The following is a 23,811-nucleotide window of genomic DNA, read 5'->3' as shown; positions in this document are numbered from 1 at the left end:
TTGTCGGAGCTGACTGAGTGGGCCTATCCCCTGGCTGAGTCCCTGCTTGCAGAGCCGCTGCCGCGCCGCTGGAAGCACTCGCTGGGGGTCGCCGAGCGGGCGCGAACCATCGCGCCGATCCTGGGCGCGGACGCGGAGCTGCTGGCGGCGGCTGCGGTCCTGCACGACATCGGATACGCCCCGGACCTCGCCGAGACGGGTTTCCACCCTCTTGATGGGGCCCGCTACCTCCGGGATGTTGCTGACGCCGACAAGCGGGTTGTGAACCTCGTGGCTCACCATTCCTGTTCCTGGATGGAGGCAGAGGCCCGGGGGTTGCGTGAGGAACTGGAGGCCGAGTTCCCGCGGGAAGGTGCAGAGCTCAATGACGCGCTCTGCTACTGCGACATGAATACGACTCCGGACGGGACGCCCACCAATCCCGTAGACCGGGTCAACGAGATTGCTGGCCGCTACGGGCCGGACAGCCTCATCGGCACGTTCATTCGTCGTGCTGAACCGGAGATCCTTGCGAGCACGTCGCGCGTGCTCGAACGGGTCGCCGCCGCCGACCGGGCCGAGGTGGCGTATAAGGACGCGCCAACTGAGACAGGAACTGAGACGGATAAGTATCAGGGCAGCCTCCAGGCGTGGGGCCTGCCCTGATGTCCTGCCTGGTCAAGACATTCGAGGCCGTGGCGGGATTCGAACCCGCGTAACTCGCTTTGCAGGCGAGCCCCTGAACCACTCGGGCACACGGCCGTGCTGTGAACTCGGTGTAGTGACCGTAGGACGGGGTGGGGGTGGGCTCAAGGGGGGCGCGGGGGCTGCAATGTGACTGCCATACGCCGTTCATGAAGGGGGTGGCCGACAAGCGGGGTGTACGACCAAGGTCTCAGGGCGGGACCGTCTCGGGACAGGGGTCATCGTGGGGTGTGGACCTTACGCTGGCGGGCATGACCGTCCCGAAGCCGCGTGATGCCGATGTCGAGGAAGCCGCTGGTCCGCCCTTCGTGGCCGGGCGAGAAGAAGGCGTGCTGGGGGCGGCGTACCGGGCGTTGAGTGTCGGGATCGTCTCCGTCGTGCTGCTCATCGCCTTCGAGGCGACCGCCGTGGGGACGGCGATGCCGGTCGCGGCCCGGGAGCTGGACGGGGTGTCGCTGTACGCGTTCGCGTTCTCCGGGTACTTCACGACCAGCCTGTTCGGGATGGTGCTCTCGGGCCAGTGGTCCGACCGGCGTGGGGGATCCTCGGGCCGTTGACCGCAGGCATCTCCTCCTTCGGGGCCGGGCTGTTGCTGTCGGGGACCGCCGGGGCGATGTGGGTGTTCATCCTGGGGCGGGCCGTGCAGGGACTCGGCGGCGGGCTGGTGATCGTCGCCTTGTATGTCGTCGTCGGGAGGGCCTACCCGGAGCGGCTGCGGCCGGCCATCATGGCCGCGTTCGCCGCGAGCTGGGTCCTGCCGTCGATCGTCGGTCCGCTCGCCGCCGGCACGGTGACCGAACAGCTGGGGTGGCGATGGGTGTTCGTCGGGATACCCCTGCTCGTCGTCTTCCCGCTCGCGCTCGCGCTGCCGCAGATACGGCGTCGGGCGTCCGGACCGGCGGGGCACACCGCCGCCGGGCACACCGCCGCCGGGTCCACCGGGGCGGAGAGCCCGGACGTGCCCGTCCCGACGGAGAGCCCGAACGTGCCCGTCCCGGCCGAGCGGACCGCCCTCGCCGACCGGCCTGTCACTCCGGATCCGGCGCGGACGACCGATCGGCCCGTCACGCCAAAATCGGCGCGGACGACCGGTCGGCCCGCCCCGCCGGACGACCCGTCCGCCTCCTTCGACCCTCGGCGCATCCGGCTCGCCCTGGCCATCTCCCTGGGGGCCGGGCTGCTCCAGTACGCCGCCCAGGACCTGCGCCCCTTCTCACTCCTGCCCAGTGCCGTGGGCGTGGCCCTGCTCGTCCCGGCCGTGCTCGGACTGCTCCCGCGCGGTACGTACCGGGCCGTGCGCGGCCTGCCGTCGGTCGTGCTGTTGCGCGGCGTCGCCGCCGGGTCCTTCATCGCCGCAGAGTCGTTCGTACCGCTGATGCTGGTCACGCAGCGCGGGCTCAGTCCGACGCTGGCCGGGTTCTCGCTCGCCGCGGGCGGGGGGACGTGGGCGCTGGGCTCGTGGGTGCAGTCGCGGTCGCGGGTGGAGCCGTACCGGGAGCGGCTGACCACCGTCGGGATGCTGCTGGTTGCGGCGGCCATCGCCACGGCACCGAGCGTGCTGATCGACTCCGTGCCCGTCTGGACCGTCGCCGTCGCCTGGGCCTTCGGCTGCTTCGGGATGGGGCTCGTGATCTCCTCCACGAGCGTCCTCCTGCTCAAGCTGTCCGCCCCCGAGGAGGCCGGCACCAACTCCGCCGCCCTCCAGATCTCCGACGGCCTCTCCAACGTCGTCCTGCTGTCCGCCGGTGGCGCCGCCTTCGCCGCGCTCGGCGGCGGTGCGGTGTCCCACACGGCCACGCACTCCTCCGGCTCCCACCCGGCCGCCTTCACCGCGGTGTTCCTGCCGATGGCGGGGGTGGCACTGGCCGGGGCCTGGGTGTCGACGCGGCTGCGGGAACGACGGCCGTAGAGGGCCGCAGAGGGCCGTAAAGCGGTCGTCCTCTCCCACGCCCCGGCCGTAGCCTCTGCGCATGTCCCGCATCCATCTGTCCCTCGACCCCGCCCTGCGGACCGCCCTCGACGACCTGGCCGACGCCCAGAGCCGCACGCCCGAAGAGGTGGCGCTGGACGCCGTACGCGTACACCTGCGCCAAGAGGGCGCCCGCGTGCGCGCCGTCGCGGAGGGGCTCGCGCGCCACCACGCCGACCTGCTGAGGAGGCTCGGCGAATGACGAGGGAGACGGGTGACACCCGGTACCTGACCGTCGACGAGGTCACCGCCATCGCCGAGGTCGCCTTCGGCGGGCGGCCGCCCGAGGCGCGAGCCCCCGGGCTGCTCGCCTCCGCCGTGCACCGCCCCCGCGCCCGCATGTTCGGCACGGCCGCCTACGACGACCTGTACGAGCAGGCCGCCGCCCTGCTGCACGCACTCGCCGCCAACCACCCCCTCGTCGACGGCAACAAGCGCACCGCCTGGCTGTCCACCGCCACCTTCCTCGCCCTCAACGGCGTCGACCTGGCCGGCGCGGACCAGGACACGGCGTACGCGCTGGTCGTCGACGTCGCCTCCGGCGCCGAGGCGGAGGTCGGGAGGATCGCGGGGCGGCTGAGAGGGCTGTGACGTCGGTCCCACCCACAGGTGACCCGGCCCGGTCCGCGCGTTGACCGGCTCGGGGCGCCGGTAGGGTGGCCCGGTTGTCATACGTAGCCGAGCCGTCAGGCTCCCTCGCACGAGCCGCCCGACCCCCAACGGAGACCGTGACTACCACCGCCGGCACCAGTTCCGCCTCGCACCACCTGTCCCCGGCGTTCCCCGGCCGCGCCCCCTGGGGTACCGCCAGCAAGCTGCGCGCCTGGCAGCAGGGCGCGATGGAGAAGTACATCCAGGAGCAGCCGCGGGACTTCCTGGCGGTCGCCACCCCGGGCGCCGGCAAGACGACCTTCGCGCTCACCCTGGCCTCCTGGATGCTGCACCACCACGTGGTGCAGCAGGTGACCGTGGTCGCCCCGACCGAGCACCTGAAGAAGCAGTGGGCCGAGGCCGCCGCCCGCATAGGGATCAAGCTCGACCCGGAGTACAGCGCCGGGCCGCTCGGCCGGGAGTACCACGGGGTCGCCGTGACGTACGCCGGTGTCGGCGTCCGGCCCATGCTGCACCGCAACCGCGTGGAGCAGCGCAAGACGCTCGTCATCCTCGACGAGATCCACCACGCCGGTGACAGCAAGTCCTGGGGCGAGGCCTGCCTGGAGGCCTTCGAGCCGGCGACCCGGCGGCTCGCCCTGACCGGTACGCCCTTCCGGTCCGACACCAACCCCATCCCCTTCGTGACGTACGAGGAGGGCAACGACGGCATCCGGCGGTCGGCGGCCGACTACACCTACGGCTACGGCAACGCCCTCGCCGACAACGTCGTGCGGCCCGTCATCTTCCTCTCCTACAGCGGCAACATGCGCTGGCGCACCAAGGCCGGTGACGAGATCGCCGCCCGGCTCGGCGAGCCGATGACCAAGGACGCCATCAGCCAGGCCTGGCGGACCGCGCTCGATCCGCGCGGTGAGTGGATGCCGTCCGTGCTGCGGGCGGCCGACCAGCGGCTGACCGAGGTCCGGAAGGCCATCCCGGACGCGGGCGCCCTCGTCATCGCCTCCGACCAGGACTCGGCACGCGCGTACGCCAAGCTCATCCGGGAGATCACCGGCAGCTCGGCGACCCTCGTCCTGTCCGACGACTCCGGCGCCTCCGAGCGGATCGACGAGTTCAGCGCGAACAACGACCGGTGGATGGTCGCCGTGCGGATGGTGTCCGAGGGCGTCGACGTGCCGCGGCTGGCGGTCGGGGTGTACGCCACCACCATCTCGACGCCGCTGTTCTTCGCCCAGGCCGTCGGTCGTTTCGTGCGGTCCCGGCGGCGGGGCGAGACCGCCTCGGTGTTCCTGCCGACCGTGCCCGACCTGCTCTCCTTCGCCAACGAGATGGAGCGCGAGCGCGACCACGTCCTCGACAAGCCCAAGAAGCAGGGCGAGGAGGACCCGTACGCCGAGTCCGAGAAGGAGATGGACGAGGCGAACCGGGAGCAGGACGAGGACACCGGTGAGCAGGAGCAGTTCTCCTTCGAGGCGCTGGAGTCCGAGGCCGTCTTCGACCGGGTGATGTACAACGGCGCCGAGTTCGGCATGCAGGCCCACCCGGGCAGCGAGGAGGAGCAGGACTACCTCGGCATCCCCGGGCTGCTGGAGCCCGACCAGGTGCAGCTGCTGCTCCAGAAGCGGCAGGCCCGGCAGATCGCGCACAGCCGCAAGAAGCCGGACGAGGAAGCCGACCTGCTCGAAGTGCCCGCCGAGCGGCGGCCGGTGGTCTCCCACAAGGAGATGATGGAGCTGCGCCGGCAGCTCAACACGATGGTCGGTGCCTACGTCCACCAGAGCGGCAAGCCGCACGGGGTGATCCACACGGAGCTGCGGCGCGTGTGCGGGGGGCCTCCGGCGGCCGAGGCGACGGCGGGGCAGCTGAAGCAGCGGATCACCAAGGTGCAGGAGTGGGCCACGCGGATGAAGTGACCTCCGTGGTGCGTCTGCGGGTTGTGGGTGGTTGCTCGCGCCCACGCGGCGGGAGCCGCACATCGACACAGCCCCCCGCCCCTTCGAGGCGTGCATACCGCCCCAAACGGAAGCACTACACCCCGTCCCGTGCCCGGATTCTGGACGGAGCCTTCCGCTCAGCGAACCTGCTTCGCTACTGTCCCGCTACGCACACGCCCCGTGGCAGCGCCGCCGCGGAGCGCAGCCGTGAAGCGACGCGGCCCGGACAGGCCGGGCCGCCGGCCGATCGGCGGCCTCTGAAGCGCGTTACCGACGGGACTCGGTGACGCATCCGCCGACCGGGGGGCCGCCGACCTCACCACTAAGGAGTGGGCGTCGTGACCGCGGAGACCTCCCAGACGCTCGACCGGGGACTGCGTGTCCTCAAACTGCTCGCCGACACGGACCACGGGCTGACCGTGACCGAGCTCTCCGTCCGGCTCGGCGTGAACCGGACCGTCGTGTACCGGTTGCTCGCCACCCTGGAGCAGCACGCCCTCATACGCCGTGACCTCGGCGGACGTGCCCGGGTCGGGCTCGGGGTGCTGCGGCTGGGACGGCAGGTCCACCCCCTGGTCCGCGAGGCCGCGATGCCGGCGCTGCGTTCCCTGGCCGAGGACATCGGCGCGACGGCGCACCTGACCCTGGTCGACGGGGCGGACGCGCTGGCCGTGGCCGTGGTGGAGCCGACCTGGACGGACTACCACGTCGCCTACCGGGCCGGATTCCGGCACCCCCTGGGCCGCGGCGCCGCCGGCAAGGCGATCCTCGCGGCCCGCCGGCACCCGATGACCGACCCCGGCTACACGCTGACCCACGGCGAGCTGGAGGCGGGCGCGTGCGGGGCGGCGGCGCCGCTGCTGGGCGTGACGGGCGTCGAGGGCAGCGTGGGTGTGGTGATGCTGGCCGAGGCGGTGCCGGAACGGGTGGGGCCACGGGTCGTCGACGCGGCCCGGGAGGTCGCGGAGGCGCTGCGCTGACGCCCGCCGGGTAACGGGGGAGAGGGCCCCGCACGCCCTGGTCCCGGCGGTCTCCCCCTCCCGCGTTAGATTGATCCCGTGTTCTCTCGCCTCACGCGCCCCCGGACCATCGCCGTCTGCGCCCTGCCCGTCGTGGCCCTGCTCGCGACGGCGGCGCTGGCGCCGTTGCCGTTCTCGGTGGCGCAGCCGGGGCTGACGGCGAACGTGCTGGGCGAGAACAAGGGCACGCAGGTGATCACCGTCTCGGGTGCGCCGGTCCGGGACACCCGGGGCGAGCTGCGGATGACCACCATCGAGGCGACGTCCCCGGACACCCGCGTCTCGCTGCCCGAGGTCATCGACAGCTGGTTCCGCACCGACCAGGCGGTCATGCCGCGCGACTCCGTCTACCCGAGCGGGGACAGCGTCAAGGAGATCGAGCAGCACAACGAGAAGCAGATGAGGGAGTCCCAGGACGCGGCGACCCAGGCCGCGCTGGGATACCTAGGCCTCGACGACAAGGACGTGAAGGTCAGCCTGAAGCTCGCGGACGTGGGCGGGCCCAGTGCGGGGCTGCTCTTCTCCCTGGGGATCATCGACAAGCTCGACGGCGACGGCACCGGCGGGGATCTGACCGGCGGCCGGGTCATCGCCGGTACGGGCACGATCGACGCGGCCGGCCGGGTCGGTGCGGTGGGGGGCGTCGCCCTCAAGACCCAGGCCGCGAAGCGGGACGGGGCGACGGTGTTCCTGGTCCCCAAGGCGGAGTGCGGGGATGCGCGTGCCAACCTGCCGAAGGGCCTGCGGCTGATTCCGGTGACCACGCTGAAGAGCACGGTGAGTTCCCTGGTGGCCCTGGAGACGGGCAAGGGGTCCGTGCCGAGTTGTTAGTGGGCGGTCGCCGTTCCGGGGCGGGCGGCGAGTCTTAAGCCCACTTCCACGAGGGTCCAGCCCAGACGCGTACGCAGGTCGGGGCGGTGCGGCGGACGTGGTCCGGCCTCGGCGCGCAGTTCGGTGGCACGGGCGTGGTGCAGGGTGAGATGGATGTCCGGGTGCATGGGTGGGGGCCTTTCACGGCGTCGTCTGGGTGGGGAAGACGTGCGTGTGGACGCGTACGGTCTCGGCGTCCGGGGTGCCCTCGGCCAGCGGACGGTAGCTCTGGACGAGGTCATGCATCTTGGCGACCAGCTCACGGGCGAGTTCGGGAGTGAGCCGCAGGGTGAAGTCGCTGAGGTCCGTGGCCCCGTCCCATTCCTCGCCCCACTCACTCGTGTTGCCGAGCCAGGTCGCGACTTCCCGGGTGTGCACGTTGGCGAGCTCGTACCGGAAGAGGGCGACAGCTCCCCGCACGGCCGGGTCCGGGTCCTTGATCAGGGTCTCGTCGAGTTGCACGCCCTGGTCCACCGCCTTCCACCAGCGCTCCCGTCCCTTGCCCCGCTCCGGGTCGTCGGCGACGAAGCCGTGCGCGGCGAGCTGCCGTAGGTGGTAGCTGGTCGCACCGCTCGACTCGCCCAGTTTCTCCGCCAGCCCGGAGGCGGTCGCCGGCCCGCCGCGGCGCAGGGCGATCAGCAGCTGCATCCGCAGGGGATGGGCCAGGCCGCGCAGGGAGCGGGCGTCGAGAAGGCGGGGTGCCGGTTCGTCGGGCATGCATGCAAAGGTAGCGTTGCAAAGCTCTCTTTGCAACGGGTTCTTTGTACCTCACCCCTCCTTGACGAACCCCTCCTCCACCATCCAGTCCAGCGCCACCTGGTGCGGGTCCTCCCCGTCCACGTCCACCTTCGCGTTCAGCGTCTGCGCCACGGAGTTGTCCAGCCTCGCCGTCACCGGGTTCAGGACGTCCGCGATCGCCGGCCACTCCTTCAGGGACTTCGCGTTGATCATCGGCGCGGCGTTGTAGTTGGGGAAGAACTTCCGGTCGTCGTCCATCACCGCCAGGTTCATGGACTTGATGCGCCCGTCGGTGGTGAACACCTCACCGAACGTGCAACTGCCCTTGTTCGTCTGGGTGTAGATGATCCCGGTGTCCATCTGCGTGATGTTCCGCGCCGGGACGTCCATGCCGTAGGCCTTCTGCATGCCCGGCAGCCCGTCCGCCCGGTTCGCGAACTCGACCTCCACGCACAGCTTCACCGCCCCCGGATCGGACTTCGCCAGTTTCGCCACGTCCGACATGGTCTTCGTGCCGTACTTCTTCGCGTTCTCCTGGTTCATCGCCAGCGCATAGGTGTTGTCGAGCTTCGACGGCGGCAGCCAGACCAGCCCGTTCCCCGCGTCCTCCTTCTTCACCGCCTCCCACTGCTCCTGCGGATCGGTGATCGGCTTGCTGTGTCCGAGGTAGGTGATCCAGGCCGTGCCCGTGTACTCGTACCCGGCGTCCGCGTCGCCCTTGCGGACCGCCTCGCGGCTGCCGATGGAGCCCTGGATGCCGGTCCGGTCGATCACGTCCGCCCCGGCCGCCTCGAACGCGATGCCCATGATCGAGCCGAGGATCAGCTGCTCGGTGAACGACTTCGACGTCACGGTCAGTTGCGCGCCCTTCAGCGGCTCACCCCGGCCGATCGACCCCGGCTCCACGTCGTCGGTCAGCGGGGATCCGCTGGTCAGGCCGCAGCCGGCCGCCGCCAGCAGTAGGCCGGCCGCCGCCAGGCACGTACGCCGCCTCATGGCTGCAACCCGCGTGGCCGCAGCAGCAGTTCGGCGATGGACGCCAGCCAGTCCACCAGCAGCGCCAGCACCACCGTGAGGATCGAGCCCAGCACCAGCACCGGCATCCGCTGATTGGTGATGCCGGTCGTGATCAGCACGCCGAGGCCGCCGCCCCCGCCGAAGACCGCCAGGGTCGCCGTACCGACGTTCAGGACGAGGGCCGTGCGCACGCCCGCCAGGATCAGCGGGACCGCCAGCGGGAGTTCGACCCGGGTCAGCACCCCCGTCGGGGACATGCCGATGCCGCGGGCCGCCTCCAGCAGGGTCGGGTCGTTCGCCTTCAGGCCCGTGATCGTGTTGGAGAGCACCGGCAGGATGGCGTAGACGATGATGCCGATCAGGGCGGCCCTGCGGCCGATGCCCAGCCAGATCACCAGGAGCGCCAGCAGACCGATCGCCGGGGTCGCCTGCCCCATGTTGGCGAACGCCATCGCCACCGGGGTGGCCCTGCTCACCGCCCCGCGGGTCAGCAGGATGCCCAGCGGGATCGCGATGATCAGCACGAAGAACGTGGAGATCACGGTCAGTTCGATGTGCTGCCACAGCGCCTTGCTCACCTGGCCGCCCGACAGGGCGTTGCGGGTCAGCGCGTCCAGGTCGGCCTGCTGGAACCACAGCCAGGTGGCGAGCAGTACGGCGATCAGGGCGACCGGCAGGAACGTCAGCTTCTGCCAGGTGAGACGGGGCGGCCGGCGCTCGGGCGGTGGCGCCTCGGGCTCGTCGAGGTGTTCGGAGGTCTCCTCGGCCTCCGTGGCGGTCACCGCTGTCCTCCCGGGCCGCTCACGCCCGCCGGACCCGCGGCCCCCTCCTGCTCCGCGTGCGTCTGCGAGGCCCGCAGCGACTCCAGTTCGTGCTGGTGCTCCATCGCGTCGAGGCGGTCGGCCTCCAGCATCTCGTGCACGGAGTTCATGAGGGTCTCCATGTCGACGACGCCCGTGTACTCGCCGCGCCGCCCGGTCACCACCACCCGCCCGGCGTTGTCCGTGAGCACCGCCTCCAGCGCGTCCCGCAGCGTCGCGTCCCGGGTGACCGTGTCGCTCACCAGGGTCCCGGCGCGGGCCAGCGAGCCCCGGGCCCGCATCAGGTCGCCGCGCCGCAGCCACTTGTAGGGGCGGCCGCGCCGGTCGAGCAGCAGGATCTCGTTGCTGCCGCTGGTCCGCAGCCGGTTGAAGATCTGCTGCAACGGGTCGTCGACCGTGACCGTCGGATACTCGGTGATCTCCACGTCCCGGACGCGGGTCAGGTTCAGCCGCTTCAACGCCGCACCGGCGCCGACGAAGCCGGACACGAAGTCGTCGGCCGGGTTGGTCAGGATCGCCTCCGGAGTGTCGAACTGCGCGATGTGCGACCGCTCGCGCAGCACGGCGATCCGGTCGCCGATCTTGATGGCCTCGTCGAAGTCGTGGGTGACGAAGACGATCGTCTTGTGCAGCTCGTGCTGAAGCCGGATCAGCTCGTCCTGGAGGTGGTCCCGGGTGATCGGGTCCACCGCCCCGAACGGCTCGTCCATCAGCAGCACCGGGGGATCGGCGGCCAGCGCCCGCGCCACGCCCACGCGCTGCTGCTGCCCGCCGGAGAGCTGACGCGGGTAGCGGCCGTGGAACTCCCCGGGGTCCAGGCCCACGAGGTCGAGCAGTTCGTCCGTCCGCTCCTTGATCCGGGTCTTCGGCCAGCCGATCATCTTCGGGACGATGCCGATGTTCTGCGCGACCGTCATGTGCGGGAAGAGCCCGGCGGACTGGATGGCGTAGCCCACCTTGCGGCGCAGCTTGACCGGGTCCATGTCGGTGACGTCCTCGCCGCCGATGCGGATACGGCCGCCGGTCGGCTCGATCAGCCGGTTGATCATCTTGAGGGTGGTCGACTTCCCGCACCCCGAGGGGCCGACGAAGACGACGACCTCGCCCGCCTTGATCTCCATGCTGACGTTGTCCACGGCCGGCTGCGGACTGCCGGGGTAGCGCTTGGTCAGGCTCTCCAGCTCGATGGACGCGCCGTGGTCGCCGGTCGTCTCAGGCACGGATCCCCCTGGGGATGGTCAGCCGTCCGATCAGGACGTACGCGGCGTCGAACAGCAGGGCCAGGACGATGATGCCGAGCGTGCCCGCGAGGACCTGGTTGAGCGCGTTGGCGCTGCCCAGCGAGGCGAGGCCGCGGAAGATGACGTTGCCGAGACCGGGGCCGGAGGCGTACGCCGCGATGGCGGCGATGCCCATCAGCATCTGGGTGGACACCCGGATCCCGGTCAGGATCGGCGGCCAGGCCAGCGGCAGCTCGACCCTCAGCAGCCGGGCCGGGCGGGACATCCCGATGCCCGTGGCCGCGTCCACCAGCGTCGGGTCCACCCCGCGCAGCCCGACGATCGCGTTGCGCACGACCGGCAGCAGCCCGTACAGCGTCAGCGCGATCACCGTGGGCGGCACGCCGAGGCCCACGAGGGGGATGAGCAGACCGATCAGGGCGAGCGCCGGCACGGTCAGGATGGTGGCGGTGGTCGTGGTCGCGAGGTTCCCGGCCCACTCGCTGCGGTAGGTGGCGACCCCGATCAGCACCCCGAGCAGGGTCGCCACCACCATGCACTGGAAGACGGCGCTCGCGTGCTGGTAGGCGTCCGTGAGCAGTTGCTGGTGCCGGTTGACCAGGTACTCCCAGAAGTTCACACGCGCTCACCCCACGACTCAGGTCTCCTCCGCGGCCTGCTCCACGAGCGGGATGATCCGCAGCGGAACGGGGTTCTCCATGACGATCGCCGTGGAGGCCCGGACGATGCCATCAAAACCGACGACCCGGTCGATCACACGCTGGAGATCGGCGTTGGAGCGGGCCACGAGGCGGCACATCATGTCCCCGGTGCCGGTGGTCGTGTGCAGCTCCAGCACCTCCGGCACGGTCGCCAAGTGGGCCCGTACGTCCGGCCCTTGCCCCTGCCGGATCTGTAGCGTGGCGAACGCCGTGACCGGGTAGCCGAGCGCGGCCGGATCCACCTGCGGGCCGAATCCGCGGATGACTCCGTTCGACTGAAGCCGGTCCAGCCGCGCCTGCGCGGTGCCGCGGGCCACCCCGAGCCGCCGGGACATCTCCAGCACCCCGATCCGCGGCTCGCGGGCGAGCAGCAGGATGATCCGGCCGTCCAGATGATCGATCGCCACAGCAGCCTCCCGGCATGGTCATCCTGTACAGAAGGGCGGCCGATACGGCCGTATTGCTGAACAGATTGCCCAGTCAAAACACAAACTATTGCGCACCTTGCCGAGCAGGGAGACCCTGCGGCTATGACGCAGACCACACACCACACTCCCGACACCGCCCGGCAGGCCGACCCCTTCCCGGTCAAGGGAATGGACGCGGTCGTCTTCGCCGTGGGCAACGCCAAGCAGGCGGCGCACTACTACTCCACCGCCTTCGGCATGCAGCTGGTCGCGTACTCCGGACCGGAGAACGGCAGCCGCGAGACCGCTGCGTACGTCCTGGAGAACGGCTCCGCCCGCTTCGTCCTCACCTCGGTCATCAAGCCCACCACCGAGTGGGGCCACTTCCTCGCGAAGCACGTGGCCGAACACGGCGACGGGGTCGTCGACCTCGCCATCGAGGTCCCGGACGCCCGCGCCGCCTACGCGTACGCCCTGGAGCACGGCGCCCGCTCGGTCGCCGAGCCGTACGAGCTGAAGGACGAGCACGGCACGGTCGTCCTGGCCGCCATCGCCACGTACGGCGAGACACGCCACACCCTCGTCGAGCGCTCCGGCTACGACGGCCCGTACCTGCCGGGTTACGTCGCGGCCCAGCCGATGGTCGAGCCGCCCGCGCAGCGCACCTTCCAGGCGATCGACCACTGCGTCGGCAACGTCGAGCTCGGCCGGATGAACGAGTGGGTCGGCTTCTACAACAAGGTGATGGGCTTCACGAACATGAAGGAGTTCGTGGGTGACGACATCGCCACCGAGTACAGCGCGCTGATGTCGAAGGTCGTCGCCGACGGCACGCTCAAGGTCAAGTTCCCGATCAACGAGCCGGCCATCGCCAAGAAGAAGTCCCAGATCGACGAGTACCTGGAGTTCTACGGCGGCGCGGGCGTGCAGCACATCGCCCTCAACACGGGCGACATCGTCCAGACGGTCCGTACGATGCGGGCGGCCGGCGTCGAGTTCCTCAACACGCCCGACTCCTACTACGACACGCTGGGGGAGTGGGTCGGCGAGACCCGGGTCCCGATCGACACCCTGCGCGAACTGAAGATCCTCGCCGACCGCGACGAGGACGGCTACCTGCTCCAGATCTTCACCAAGCCGGTCCAGGACCGTCCGACCGTCTTCTTCGAGATCATCGAGCGCCACGGCTCGATGGGCTTCGGCAAGGGCAACTTCAAGGCCCTGTTCGAGGCGATCGAGCGCGAGCAGGACCGCCGCGGCAATCTGTAGCCGCCGGTGCCGCCGGTGCCGCCGGTGCCGCCGGTGCCGCGGGTCGTGCGGGGTCATGGGTCGTGCGGGTGTCACGGGGCACCTGCACGACCCGTCGGTACGACGACCCCACCCGGGCAGCCCAAGGGTGCCGCCGACGGGGTTCACACCGATGGCGCCGGCTGCGAACCTGTGATCATGAGCCGTATCGAAGCGCCCCGCTCCGAGGACACCGCAGCGACCGGCGACCTCGTCGACCTGCTCCTCGGCGGCCTCCCCGCCGAAGCGGTCCTCACCGATCCCGACGTCACGGCCTCCTACGCCCACGACATGGCGAGCTTCTGCCCCGCCGGCGCCCCGGCCGTGGTCGTGCTGCCCCGCACGACCGAGCAGGTGCAGCACGTGATGCGCACCGCCACCGCCCTGCGCGTCCCCGTCGTCCCGCAGGGCGCCCGCACCGGGCTGTCCGGCGCCGCCAACGCCTCCGACGGCTGCATCGTGCTGTCCCTGACGAAGATGGACCGGATCCTGGAGATCAACCCGGTCGACCGCATCGCCGTGTGCGAACCGGGCGTGGTCAACGCCGCCCTGTCCCGCGCCGTCGGCGAACACGGCCTGTACTACCCGCCGGACCCCTCGAGCTGGGAGATGTGCACCATCGGCGGCAACATCGGCACCGCCTCCGGCGGCCTGTGCTGCGTGAAGTACGGGGTGACCGCCGAGTACGTCCTCGGTCTCGACGTCGTCCTCGCCGACGGCCGCCTGATGTCCACCGGCCGCCGCACCGCCAAGGGCGTCGCCGGCTACGACCTGACCCGCCTGTTCGTCGGCTCCGAGGGCTCCCTCGGCATCGTCGTGCGGGCCGTCCTCGGGCTGCGCCCCAAGCCGCCCGAGCAGCTGGTGCTGGCCGCCGAGTTCGCCTCCGCCGCCGCGGCCTGCGACGCCGTGTGCCGGATCATGGAGGGCGGCCACGTCCCGTCACTCCTCGAACTCATGGACCGTACGACCGTCAAGGCCGTCAACGCCATGGCGCAGATGGGCCTCCCCGAGAGCACCGAGGCGCTGCTCCTGGCCGCGTTCGACACCACCGCCCCGGCCGCCGACCTCGCCGCCGTGGGCGCCCTGTGCGAGGCGGCCGGTGCCACCCAGGTCGTGCCCGCCGACGACGTGGCCGAGTCCGAACTGCTGCTCCAGGCGCGGCGCCTGTCGCTCACCGCGCTGGAGGCGGTCAAGGGCGTGACGATGATCGACGACGTGTGCGTGCCGCGCTCCCGGCTCGCCGAGATGCTCGAAGGCGTCGACAGGATCGCCGGAAAGTACCGGCTCACCATCGGCGTCGTCGCCCATGCGGGGGACGGCAACACCCATCCGACGGTCTGCTTCGACCCGGCCGATCCCGACGAGTCCCGGCGCGCCCGCGAGTCCTTCGACGAGATCATGGCCCTCGGCCTGGAACTGGGCGGCACCATCACCGGCGAACACGGCGTCGGCGTCCTGAAGAAGGAATGGCTCGCGCGCGAGATCGGCCCCGTCGGCATGGAGATGCAGCGGGCCGTCAAGCAGGCCTTCGACCCGCTGGGCATCCTGAACCCGGGCAAGCTCTTCTGAGCCCGGGGCCCTCACTGGGCGAGCAATTGGGCCAGCTCGTCGTCCAGCCCGAGCTGCTCGCCCTCCGTCCCCGGCGGGACCACCCGCAGCGTGCGCTCCAGCCAGGCCGACACCGCCGCCGCCGGGGCCTCCAGCAGGGCGTCCCCGTCGGGTGAACTCAGCGCCATCAGCACCACGCTGCGCCCCTCGGTCTTCGTCGGCCACACCCGCACGTCCCCCTGCCCGCACGGCCGGAACACGCCCTCGACGAGCAGGTCCCGGGCGAACGTCCAGTACACCGGGTGCTCGGTGTCGGTGTGGAAGGTGACGTGGACGGCGTAGGGGTCGTCCGTGAGGTACCCGAGCCGGGCCGGCACGGGGATCCTGCGCTCCGGCGACAGGACGAGTTTCAGCTCCAGTTCCCGCTCCACCACGGTGTGCACGGCGGTCTCCCTTCTCCTGACGGCTGCCCGCGAGGGCCGGTCGGGAGGAGAGAGCGGGCGGGGGACGCGGCATTACGCGCCTTCCCGGAAGTTTTTTCGCAGGGGGATCCGCCGGAGCGGCGCGGTGCGTAGCACATCGGTGCTCGAAAGGGGTGGGTCCGGTGGGAGCGGCGGTGGGCCCCCCGCACGTCTGATAGATGTGGAGGCCCCCATTTGGCCCCCGAGCAGATACGGGACGACGGACATGAGCGCCCCAACCCCGGCCCCCGGTGACGACAGGCCCCGCGAAGGGTATTACCCGGACCCGTCCATTCCTGGATATGTCCGGTACTGGAACGGCGCTTCCTGGGTGCCGGGCACCAGCCGTCCGGCACCCCGGGACGGCGAGTCGCTCGCGCCGCCGCCCGGAGCGGGGGCGGCGCAGCCCGCCTCGGTCGAGGAGACCGGCCCGCACTTCTTCGACGAGGACCCGGTCGAGGAGGCGTCCGAGGCGCCGTCCGCCGCCGACGTCCAGCACGGCAGCCGTCCCGAACCGGCCTCCGCCTGGGGCGCGGACCGCTCGCGTCAGTCCGGCTTCGGCGGCGACCAGGACCGCCGTGTCTCGTGGGGTGCGCCGCAGGGCGCGCAGGGCGCCGACCCGAGGGTGTCGCCCGCCGGCCCGCGGCCCGACGGGGAGTCGGCCCGCGGCGACGGCACGGCGGACGCCCCGCAGGCCGACCGGGAGGCGAACGCGGCGGCGGGGGGCAGCACGTTCGTGTTCCGCCGTCCGACGGGGCAGACGGGACAGCCGGGTGGAGGGGCCCCGGCCGATGCCCCCGACGACGGCACGATGACGTTCCGCGCGGTGTCCCCGCGCCCGGGTCCGGCCGGCGGCGGCTCGAAACCGGCCGGGGGGCCGGGGGGTTCGGGTTCGGACCGCGGGGCGGCGGGATCCGGTGGCAGTGCCGGCGGCGCCGGCTTCGGGCCGGCGGGATCGGCCGGCGGCGCGGCGGCGCCCGGCTTCGGAGGGCCGGGCGGGGCCGCGGGCTCCGGTTTCGGGCCGGTGGGGTCGGGCGGCGACCCGGCCGCTCCAGGCTCCGGCGGGCAGGGCCGTGCGGCCGGTTCCGGCTTCGGTCCGGCCGGCTCGGGCAGCGCTGCGGCGCCCGCCTTCGGCGGGACCGGAGCGGCGGGCTCAGGCGCGGGCACGTCGGGACCGGCGTTCGGTGCGCAGGGCGGGCCGGCCGGTTCCGGGAGCGGTTCCGCGGGGCCCGGCTTCGGTGCGGGCAAGGCGGCAGCCGCCCGCGCCTCCGCCGCGCAGCCCGGGGCCGGGGGCGCGGCGGCCCAGGCCCCGGGGGCAGCCCCGACGGCGTTGTCCGGACCTCAGGCGGCGCCCACCGTCCCCGCACAGTCCGGCGGGCCCGGCAGCGGCCGGCCCGGCGCCGCGGCCTCCGGTACGCCCCTCAGCGCGGGTCCCGGCGGCGGCCAGTCCTCCTGGGCGCAGCAGGTGCACCGGCTCGCCGGAGCCGGCGGCGGTGACGAGCAGCCCGTCACACCCTGGAAGCCGCCGGTCGAGGACGTGTTCCAGGCGGCCGCCCGGCGCCAGGCGGAGGCCCGCCCGGCCGGACTCGGCAAGCGGCTGGTGGCCCGGCTGCTGGACACCGTCGTGCTCGCCGCGCTCACCGCCGCGGCCGCCGTCCCGCTCGGCACCAAGGCGATCGACCACGTCAACGAGAAGATCGACGCGGCCAAGCTGTCCGGCGAGACCGTCACGGTCTGGCTGCTGGACGGCACCACCTCGCTCTACCTCGGCATCATCCTGGCCGTGCTGCTGCTCGCCGGTGTGCTCTGCGAGGTGCTGCCCACCGCCAAGTGGGGCCGCACCCTCGGCAAGCGGCTGATGGGCCTCGACGTCCGCGACATCGAGGGCCACGACTCGCCCGGCTTCGGCGCGGCCCTGCGCCGCTGGCTGGTCTACAGCGTGCCCGGGCTCCTCGTGGTGGGGATCGTCGGCGTCGCCTGGTGCCTCTTCGACCGGCCCTGGCGCCAGTGCTGGCACGACAAGGCCGCGCACACGTTCGTGGCGGGCTGACCTCCCTCGGACGGATGTCCGCCGGATGCGAAGCCGGGGGGTTCGCGGTCGACTCGGGCCATGAGCAGCGAACCGCCCTCCGGCTCCGGCCAGGAGCCTCCGGAAGACGACCCGTTCCGCAAGCGCCCCCCGAACGAGCCACCGGGCCAGGGCGCGGACTCGCCCTACGGCAGCGAACCCCCGCCGTACGAGGGCGGCGGCCCGGGCGGTCCCGGCGGTCCGGCTGACGGCTCCGGAGGCGGCCCCTACGGCGGTGATCCGTACGGCGGCGGTTCCTACCCCACCGACCCCCTCGCGGGGATGCCCCCGCTCGCCGACAGTGTCAAGCGCACGCTCGCGCGCGTCATCGACATGATCCTGGTGGGTGCCGTCGTCTGGCTGATCACGTGGGGTTTCGGCGTCAACGAGTACGACGTGGACAGCGACCGCATCGAGGTCAGCAAGTCGTTCTGGCAGTCGGGGGTCGCCGCCGTCCTCTACATCGCCTACGACACCGTCCTGACCGCGCGGACCGGCCAGACCCTCGGCAAGAAGCTGCTGCACATGCGGGTGGCCAACCTGGACAACGGTGCGACGCCCTCCGTGCAGAACGCGCTGGCGCGAGCCGCGGTGCTGTGGCTCCCGTTCGCCTTCTGCTGCGCGTGCGTCTGGACCGCGATCTGCGGAGGCTGGAGCTTCTTCGACCGGCCCTACAAGCAGGGCCTGCACGACAAGGCGGCCAAAACGGTCGTGGTCAGCACCGATTGAGGCGCAGAACGATCAACCGGGGTGCAGCGGGTGGTCAGGAGGCCGCCCGTTCGCGTACCGGTTCCGGGGCCGGCGCCGGGATCGAGGCCCGTACGGGTTCCAGGGGTACGGGCTGTGCCACGGCGGCGGGGCGCTTCCCGGACAGCGGCACCGTCATGGCGACCAGCAGTCCGAGGGCGAGCGCCGCGACGGCGATGACCGCGATCCCCGCACCCGAACTCGTCTGAGACAGCAGCAGCATGGCGAAGGTCGAGAAGATCACGGTGCACGAACCGTAGGCGAGCTGTGCGGCAGTCGGACGGGGCATGGCCATCATGTCCTCGAAGTGGGGGTCCACGGCGGTGTCGGGCTGGCATTGCGCCGGTTTCCGGGCGTCCGGCCTTCCGACATTCTCACCGGCAGGGTGCCCGACCGGAACCGGCGGTAAGCGTGACCTAATCAACAAGGGCGGTGCACAGGGGGCGCACGGAGTCATGACGTCCACGTAGTGGACATATGCACGCGCCCGCACGGCCGGTGGGGAGGGCCTCGGGACAACCGTTTGGTTGTCCGTAAAACGAACGTTGCCTCCGCATAGTGCACTTGACTTGTGCAAGTCAAGGTCTGTCTTTTCTTCTAAACCTCTAGTCAAATGTCGTCACTTGACTACACGCGTTGATCACGCGCGCGCGGATTTCCACGACCGGGACCCTGCCTGCCGCGCGCCCGAACGCGGGGGAGGATCTCAAGTGACCAGTAGACCCTGGACGTTCAGAGCGGCCGCCATAAGCGTGGCGCTCACGGCGGCCACTGCCACCGCCTCGACCTACGCGGTGGCCGACGACGCCCCGGCCCCCCGGTCCACCACCGTGGACCGGCACGACCCGGCGGAACGTCACCACGACGAGCACGACCTCGAAGGACCGCTGAGCAAGACGCAGGACGCCCAGCGCCAGGAGGCCCTCAACCAGGTCCTGTCGGGCAAGAGCAAGGTCAAGAACCGCGAGGGCTCGAAGGTCGTCCAGCTCAAGAGCAAGAAGGGCGACGCCAAGTACGTCGAGCTCGGCCGCGAGAAGACCGACAAGATCTTCACGATCCTGGTCGAGTTCGGGGACCAGATCGACAGCCGCTACGGCGGCACCCCGGGCCCGCTGCACAACGCGATACCCAAGCCCGACCGCAAGAAGGACAACTCCACGGCCTGGCGGGCCGACTACGACCGGGACTACTTCCAGGACCTGTACTTCGGTTCGGGCAAGGGCGTCGACTCCGTCAAGACCTACTACGAGAAGCAGTCCTCGGGCCGCTACTCGGTCGAGGGCGAGGTCTCCGACTGGGTCAAGGTCCCCTACAACGAGGCGCGCTACGGCAACAACGCCTGCGGCGACACCAACTGCTCCAGTGTGTGGAACGTCGTCAGCGACGGTCTGAACGCCTGGGTCTCCCAGCAGAAGGCAGCGGGGAGGACCGACGCGCAGATCAAGGCGGACGTCGCGCGCTTCGACGAGTGGGACCGCTACGACTTCGACGGCGACGGCGACTTCAACGAGCCCGACGGCTACATCGACCACTTCCAGATCGTGCACGCGGGCGAGGACGAGTCCGCGGGCGGCGGCGCCCAGGGCACCGACGCGATCTGGGCGCACCGCTGGTACGCCTTCGGCACCGACGCCGGCGCCACCGGCCCCGAGAACAACAAGCTCGGCGGCGCGAAGATCGGCGACACCGGCATCTGGGTCGGCGACTACACCGTCCAGCCGGAGAACGGCGGACTCGGCGTCTACGCCCACGAGTACGGCCACGACCTCGGTCTGCCCGACCATTACGACACCGCGGGCGGCGAGAACTCCACCGGCTTCTGGACGCTGATGTCGTCCGGTTCCTGGCTCGGCACCGGCAAGAACGAGATCGGTGACCTGCCCGGCGACATGACCGCCTGGGACAAGCTTCAGCTCGGCTGGCTGAACTTCGACAAGGCCAAGGCCGGCGTCAACTCCTGGCACAAGCTGGGCGTGGCGGAGTACAACACCAAGCACAAGCAGGCCCTGGTCGTCGACCTCCCCAAGAAGGCGGTCACCACCGAGGTCGTCACCCCCGCCGAGGGCAAGACCCAGTGGTGGAGCGGCAGCGGTGACAACCTCAAGAACACCCTGACGCGTTCGGTCGACCTGACCGGCAAGGCGAAGGCGCAGCTGACCCTCGACGGCTGGTACGACATCGAGGCCAACTACGACTTCCTCTACACCGAGGTCTCGACCGACGGCGGCGCCAACTGGACCGCTGTCGACGGCACGGTGGACGGCCAGCCGATCCAGCGCGACGCCAGCGACAAGCCGGTCCTGACCGGCACGGTCGACGGTTACAAGAAGCTCGCCTTCCCGCTCGACGCCTACGCGGGCAAGAAGATCGACCTCCGCTTCCGCTACCAGACCGACGGCGGCGTGGCCCAGAAGGGCTTCGCGGCCGACGCGATCACGGTGACGGCCGACGGCGCCCCCGTCTTCACCGACAACGCCGAGAGCGCGGACGCCGCGTGGAAGGCCACCGGCTTCTCCCGCATCGGCGCGTCCTTCACCAAGGACTACGCGCAGTACTACATCGCCGAGAACCGGCAGTACGTGTCGTACGACAAGACCCTGAAGGTCGGCCCGTACAACTTCGGCTTCACGGCGCGCCCGGACTGGGTGGAGCACTACGCGTACCAGAACGGCCTGCTGATCTGGAAGTGGGACACCTCCCAGGCGGACAACAACACCAGCCAGCACAAGGGCACCGGTCTGGTCCTGCCGGTCGACTCGCACCCGGACGCGCTGAAGTGGGCCGACGGCACGCTGATGCGCAACCGCATCCAGTCCTACGACTCGCCGTTCAGCCTCTACCGCACCGACGGCATGACGCTGCACAAGGCGGACGTGGCGAAGTACATCCCGGGCTCGAAGGGCGTCTCGGTCTTCAACGACCGGAAGAACGACTACTACGACGAGTCGAACCCCACCGCGGGTGTCAAGATCACTGACACCAACACGAAGATCAAGATCCTCAAGGAAGCCAAGGACGGCTCGACGATCGAGCTGGAGGTCGGCGCCGCGGGTAGGTAATCCGCATCCTTGCAGGTCAGAACATGATCGGCGGTGACCCACTGGCGGGTCACCGCCGATCCGTGTTTAGGTGCGTCCTGTGGCTCTCTTATTGACACCGACCGACACGGGGGGATGAGCGCATGGCCGCAGGAGGCTTCTGCAAGCTGCCGAACGGCACGGTGGTGGTGGCACTGAACCTGCCCAGCCCCGCCGCCGACGGCCCCGGCGCCGTCCGCGTCCTCGTCCACTCGGTGAACCGGGCCCGGGCCCTGACCAGGCTCCGCAACCTGGGTCTGCGGTCGGTGTACCTGCGCGGCAACGCCGCCCCGCCGACCCCCGACGAGATCACGGCGGTCCTGCACCACCCGGACGGCCTCATATGGCGCACGGCCCCCGACAACGGTGTCGCGTCGAGCCCGGACCTGGCCCAGGAGCTGTGGCGGCCGATCAGGGCGCTCCTCAGGCGCCCGACGGCCCAGACCTGACCGGCGGACGCCCCTCCGGCCCCCGGGGCTACTGCACGACCGGCTTGCCCGACAGCTCCACGCCCGCCCGGCGCAGCTCCTCCAGGGCCCGCTCGGTGCTCTCCTGGGCCACCCCGGCCGTCAGGTCCAGCAGGACCTGCGTACGGAAGCCCTCCCGGGCGGCGTCGAGGGCCGTGGCACGCACGCAGTGGTCCGTGGCGATGCCGACCACGTCGACCTCGGTGACCTCGCGCGAGCGGAGCCAGTCGGCCAGGGGCGTGCCGTTCTCGTCCGCGCCCTCGAAACCGCTGTACGCCGCCGAGTACGCCCCCTTGTCGAACACCGCGTCGATCGAGCCGGAGGCGACAGCGGGGGCGAAGTTCGGGTGGAAGCCCACGCCCTCCGTGCCGGCGACGCAGTGCGCGGGCCAGGAGCGGGCGTAGTCCGGGTTGGTGGAGAAGTGGCCGCCGGGGGCGATGTGGTGGTCGCGGGTGGCCACGACGTGCTGGTAGCCGGAGCCGGCCGCCTGCCCGATCAGTTCCGTGACGGCTGCGGCCACGTCGGCACCGCCGGCCACCGCGAGGCTGCCCCCTTCGCAGAAGTCGTTCTGCACATCGACGACGATCAAGGCGCGGCGCATGGTCGGTGTCCTTCGGCTATGAGGTCGGCAAGCCCGGCCGTTGAGCCACCGAGCCTATTGACAGAGGGGAGCGGACGGGAAGGGCCACAGGTCGGCGCATCTCGGCACACCGCCTTTAGCTACCCGAGCTGTCGTGCAGGTACTCCGTGGGAAGGACGGGCTCCCCGCGCGAGAGCTGCGTGGCCGACATCGGAAGACCCGCGCGCGCCCTCGTGTGCCGCTCGCGCGCCGCGTCCAGGGGCTCGCGCGCCACCACCTCGCCGCCCTTGACCAGCTCCACCAGCAGCTGCCGGTCCGCGAGCCCGGCCGGCACCGGCCCGGTGCCGATCACCTCGGCCTCGGCGACCCCGTAGGAGTCCAGCCGCCGCGCGGCCCACTTGCGTCCGCCGATCGACGTCTTGCCGCCGCTGGACTTCTTCGCCACCGGCACCAGCGGCGCCTTCGGGCCCGCGGACTCGGCCCGCGCGACCAGCTTGTAGACCATCGAGGAGGTGGGGTGGCCGGAGCCGGTCACCAGCTGCGTCCCGACGCCGTAGGCGTCCACCGGGGCCGCCGCCAGCGACGCGATCGCGTACTCGTCCAGATCCGACGTCACCACGATCTTCGTACCGGTCGCGCCCAGCTCGTCGAGCTGCTGCCGCACCCGGTGCGCCACCAGCAGCAGATCACCGGAGTCGATGCGGACCGCGCCCAGCTCCGTCCCGGCGACCTCGACGGCCGTGCGGACCGCCTCGGCGACGTCGTAGGTGTCCACCAGCAGCGTGGTGCCCCGGCCGAGGGTGTTCACCTGGGCCTGGAAGGCGTCCCGCTCGCTGTCGTGCAGCAGGGTGAAGGCGTGCGCGGAGGTGCCGACGGTCGGGATGCCGTAGCGGAAGCCGGCCGCCAGGTCGGAGGTGGTCGCGAAGCCGCCGACGTACGCGGCCCGGGACGCGGCCACCGCGGCCAGCTCGTGGGTGCGCCGGGCGCCCATCTCGATCAGCGGCCGGTCGCCCGCGGCCGCCGACATCCGCGAGGCCGCCGCGGCGATCGCCGAGTCGTGGTTGAGGATCGACAGGATCACGGTCTCCAGCAGCACGCACTCGGCGAAGGTGCCCTCGACCCGCATGATCGGCGAGCCCGGGAAGTACACCTCGCCCTCCGGGTAGCCCCAGATGTCGCCGCGGAACCGGTAGCCGGCCAGCCAGTCCAGGGTCTCCTCGTCGACGATCTCCCGCTCCCGCAGGAAGGACAGCACGGCCGAGTCGAAACGGAAGTTCTCCACCGCGTCCAGCACCCGGCCGGTGCCGCCCACGACGCCGTAGCGGCGCCCGTTCGGCAGCCGCCGGGTGAAGACCTCGAACACGCTCCGCCGCTCGGCCGTGCCCGCCGTCAGGGCGGCCCGCAGCATCGTCAGCTCGTACTGGTCCGTGAAGAGCGCCGTCGAGGGAACATCCACCGGCAGCCCAAGGTCCGCTGTGTTCATGAGGAGGAGCGTACCCCCATTTCGTCAATCTGACGATTGCAGTCCGCGGACACGCGATCGCCTTGCGGCCAGGCCCG

The 23,811-nt window shown here is 71.2% G+C and carries 24 protein-coding genes and 1 tRNA gene; 14 read left to right on the top strand and 11 right to left on the bottom strand.

Annotated elements, in window-relative coordinates; translation table 11 throughout:
* Positions 1-645: an HD domain-containing protein gene (locus AB0E85_RS12715; RefSeq protein WP_361925456.1), complete on the top strand. Its 645-nt coding sequence runs from the start codon at positions 1-3 to the stop codon at positions 643-645.
* Between the two features lie 24 nt (positions 646-669).
* On the opposite strand, the gene AB0E85_RS12710 is transcribed toward AB0E85_RS12715, so the two are convergent.
* A tRNA-Cys gene (locus AB0E85_RS12710) sits at positions 670-741 on the bottom strand.
* A 194-nt stretch (positions 742-935) separates the two neighbouring features.
* Here AB0E85_RS12710 and AB0E85_RS12705 point away from each other — a divergent pair.
* From AB0E85_RS12705 to AB0E85_RS12675, 7 genes are all read left to right on the top strand, one after another.
* Entirely contained in the window at positions 936-1,241 is a 306-nt protein-coding gene (locus tag AB0E85_RS12705; protein ID WP_361925454.1) for a hypothetical protein, read from the top strand.
* Positions 1,238-2,593, top strand: a complete 1,356-nt coding sequence (locus tag AB0E85_RS12700) for an MFS transporter (RefSeq protein WP_361925452.1) — start codon at positions 1,238-1,240, stop codon at positions 2,591-2,593. The genes AB0E85_RS12705 and AB0E85_RS12700 overlap by 4 nt, the downstream gene beginning before the upstream one ends.
* A 61-nt stretch (positions 2,594-2,654) precedes the next feature.
* Complete coding sequence (locus AB0E85_RS12695) at positions 2,655-2,855, top strand: hypothetical protein (protein ID WP_361925450.1); 201 nt, start codon at positions 2,655-2,657, stop codon at positions 2,853-2,855.
* Positions 2,852-3,244, top strand: a complete 393-nt coding sequence (locus tag AB0E85_RS12690) for a type II toxin-antitoxin system death-on-curing family toxin (RefSeq protein WP_361925448.1) — start codon at positions 2,852-2,854, stop codon at positions 3,242-3,244. Before AB0E85_RS12695 ends, AB0E85_RS12690 begins: the two co-directional genes overlap by 4 nt.
* 137 nt (positions 3,245-3,381) lie before the next feature.
* Positions 3,382-5,181: a DEAD/DEAH box helicase gene (locus AB0E85_RS12685; RefSeq protein ID WP_361925446.1), complete on the top strand. Its 1,800-nt coding sequence runs from the start codon at positions 3,382-3,384 to the stop codon at positions 5,179-5,181.
* 359 nt (positions 5,182-5,540) lie between these two features.
* Entirely contained in the window at positions 5,541-6,182 is a 642-nt protein-coding gene (locus tag AB0E85_RS12680) for a helix-turn-helix domain-containing protein (RefSeq protein WP_361925444.1), read from the top strand.
* A 78-nt stretch (positions 6,183-6,260) separates the two neighbouring features.
* On the top strand, positions 6,261-7,052 hold the full coding sequence (locus AB0E85_RS12675; protein ID WP_361925442.1) for a S16 family serine protease: 792 nt from the start codon (positions 6,261-6,263) through the stop codon (positions 7,050-7,052).
* Positions 7,053-7,232: 180 nt separating this feature from the next.
* Here AB0E85_RS12675 and AB0E85_RS12670 read toward each other — a convergent pair whose 3' ends face one another.
* The 6 genes from AB0E85_RS12670 to AB0E85_RS12645 are packed head-to-tail and all read right to left on the bottom strand — an operon-like array spanning position 7,233 to position 12,016.
* Entirely contained in the window at positions 7,233-7,808 is a 576-nt protein-coding gene (locus AB0E85_RS12670) for a helix-turn-helix domain-containing protein (RefSeq protein WP_361925440.1), read from the bottom strand.
* 51 nt (positions 7,809-7,859) lie between these two features.
* Positions 7,860-8,825, bottom strand: a complete 966-nt coding sequence (locus tag AB0E85_RS12665) for a glycine betaine ABC transporter substrate-binding protein (RefSeq protein WP_361925438.1) — start codon at positions 8,823-8,825, stop codon at positions 7,860-7,862.
* On the bottom strand, positions 8,822-9,628 hold the full coding sequence (locus AB0E85_RS12660) for an ABC transporter permease (protein WP_361925436.1): 807 nt from the start codon (positions 9,626-9,628) through the stop codon (positions 8,822-8,824). Before AB0E85_RS12660 ends, AB0E85_RS12665 begins: the two co-directional genes overlap by 4 nt.
* Complete coding sequence (locus AB0E85_RS12655; RefSeq protein ID WP_361925434.1) at positions 9,625-10,887, bottom strand: betaine/proline/choline family ABC transporter ATP-binding protein; 1,263 nt, start codon at positions 10,885-10,887, stop codon at positions 9,625-9,627. Before AB0E85_RS12655 ends, AB0E85_RS12660 begins: the two co-directional genes overlap by 4 nt.
* Positions 10,880-11,527 (bottom strand): ABC transporter permease, encoded by a 648-nt coding sequence (locus AB0E85_RS12650; RefSeq protein ID WP_102911187.1) that lies wholly within the window; start codon positions 11,525-11,527, stop codon positions 10,880-10,882. Before AB0E85_RS12650 ends, AB0E85_RS12655 begins: the two co-directional genes overlap by 8 nt.
* Positions 11,528-11,545: 18 nt before the next feature.
* Positions 11,546-12,016, bottom strand: a complete 471-nt coding sequence (locus AB0E85_RS12645; protein WP_184558654.1) for an Lrp/AsnC family transcriptional regulator — start codon at positions 12,014-12,016, stop codon at positions 11,546-11,548.
* 123 nt (positions 12,017-12,139) lie between these two features.
* On the opposite strand from AB0E85_RS12645, the gene hppD reads away from it, so the two are divergent.
* Together hppD and AB0E85_RS12635 are read left to right on the top strand one after the other, a co-directional pair.
* Positions 12,140-13,285 (top strand): 4-hydroxyphenylpyruvate dioxygenase, encoded by a 1,146-nt coding sequence (gene hppD / locus AB0E85_RS12640; RefSeq protein WP_361925431.1) that lies wholly within the window; start codon positions 12,140-12,142, stop codon positions 13,283-13,285.
* A 171-nt stretch (positions 13,286-13,456) separates the two neighbouring features.
* The gene (locus tag AB0E85_RS12635; RefSeq protein WP_361925429.1) at positions 13,457-14,872 is read left to right on the top strand and encodes an FAD-linked oxidase C-terminal domain-containing protein; all 1,416 of its coding nucleotides are present in this window, start codon (positions 13,457-13,459) and stop codon (positions 14,870-14,872) included.
* An 11-nt stretch (positions 14,873-14,883) separates the two neighbouring features.
* Here the strand turns inward: AB0E85_RS12635 and AB0E85_RS12630 are convergent, their stop codons facing one another.
* Positions 14,884-15,294, bottom strand: a complete 411-nt coding sequence (locus AB0E85_RS12630; protein ID WP_361925426.1) for an SsgA family sporulation/cell division regulator — start codon at positions 15,292-15,294, stop codon at positions 14,884-14,886.
* Positions 15,295-15,538: 244 nt separating this feature from the next.
* Between AB0E85_RS12630 and AB0E85_RS12625 the strand changes: the two genes are divergently transcribed.
* Positions 15,539-17,362, top strand: coding sequence for an RDD family protein (locus AB0E85_RS12625; protein WP_361925424.1), 1,824 nt, complete (start codon positions 15,539-15,541; stop codon positions 17,360-17,362).
* 60 nt (positions 17,363-17,422) lie between these two features.
* The gene (locus AB0E85_RS12620; protein WP_361925422.1) at positions 17,423-18,109 is read left to right on the top strand and encodes an RDD family protein; all 687 of its coding nucleotides are present in this window, start codon (positions 17,423-17,425) and stop codon (positions 18,107-18,109) included.
* A gap of 34 nt (positions 18,110-18,143) precedes the next feature.
* Here AB0E85_RS12620 and AB0E85_RS12615 read toward each other — a convergent pair whose 3' ends face one another.
* Positions 18,144-18,416, bottom strand: a complete 273-nt coding sequence (locus AB0E85_RS12615; protein WP_361925420.1) for a hypothetical protein — start codon at positions 18,414-18,416, stop codon at positions 18,144-18,146.
* 421 nt (positions 18,417-18,837) lie between these two features.
* Between AB0E85_RS12615 and AB0E85_RS12610 the strand changes: the two genes are divergently transcribed.
* Both AB0E85_RS12610 and AB0E85_RS12605 read left to right on the top strand, forming a co-directional pair.
* Positions 18,838-21,186: an immune inhibitor A domain-containing protein gene (locus tag AB0E85_RS12610; protein ID WP_361925418.1), complete on the top strand. Its 2,349-nt coding sequence runs from the start codon at positions 18,838-18,840 to the stop codon at positions 21,184-21,186.
* A 122-nt stretch (positions 21,187-21,308) separates the two neighbouring features.
* Complete coding sequence (locus AB0E85_RS12605; protein WP_107455229.1) at positions 21,309-21,653, top strand: hypothetical protein; 345 nt, start codon at positions 21,309-21,311, stop codon at positions 21,651-21,653.
* 28 nt (positions 21,654-21,681) lie between these two features.
* Here AB0E85_RS12605 and AB0E85_RS12600 read toward each other — a convergent pair whose 3' ends face one another.
* Both AB0E85_RS12600 and AB0E85_RS12595 read right to left on the bottom strand, forming a co-directional pair.
* Positions 21,682-22,272, bottom strand: a complete 591-nt coding sequence (locus AB0E85_RS12600; protein WP_361925415.1) for an isochorismatase family protein — start codon at positions 22,270-22,272, stop codon at positions 21,682-21,684.
* 115 nt (positions 22,273-22,387) lie between these two features.
* The gene (locus tag AB0E85_RS12595; RefSeq protein ID WP_361925413.1) at positions 22,388-23,734 is read right to left on the bottom strand and encodes a nicotinate phosphoribosyltransferase; all 1,347 of its coding nucleotides are present in this window, start codon (positions 23,732-23,734) and stop codon (positions 22,388-22,390) included.
* Positions 23,735-23,811 lie beyond the last annotated feature (77 nt).

Source organism: Streptomyces sp. NPDC029044 (genome assembly GCF_040637495.1).
In the GTDB taxonomy this organism is placed as follows: Bacteria; Actinomycetota; Actinomycetes; order Streptomycetales; family Streptomycetaceae; genus Streptomyces.
Note: the sequence above shows the minus strand (reverse complement) of the source record. Positions and strands in the feature narration are given on the sequence as shown.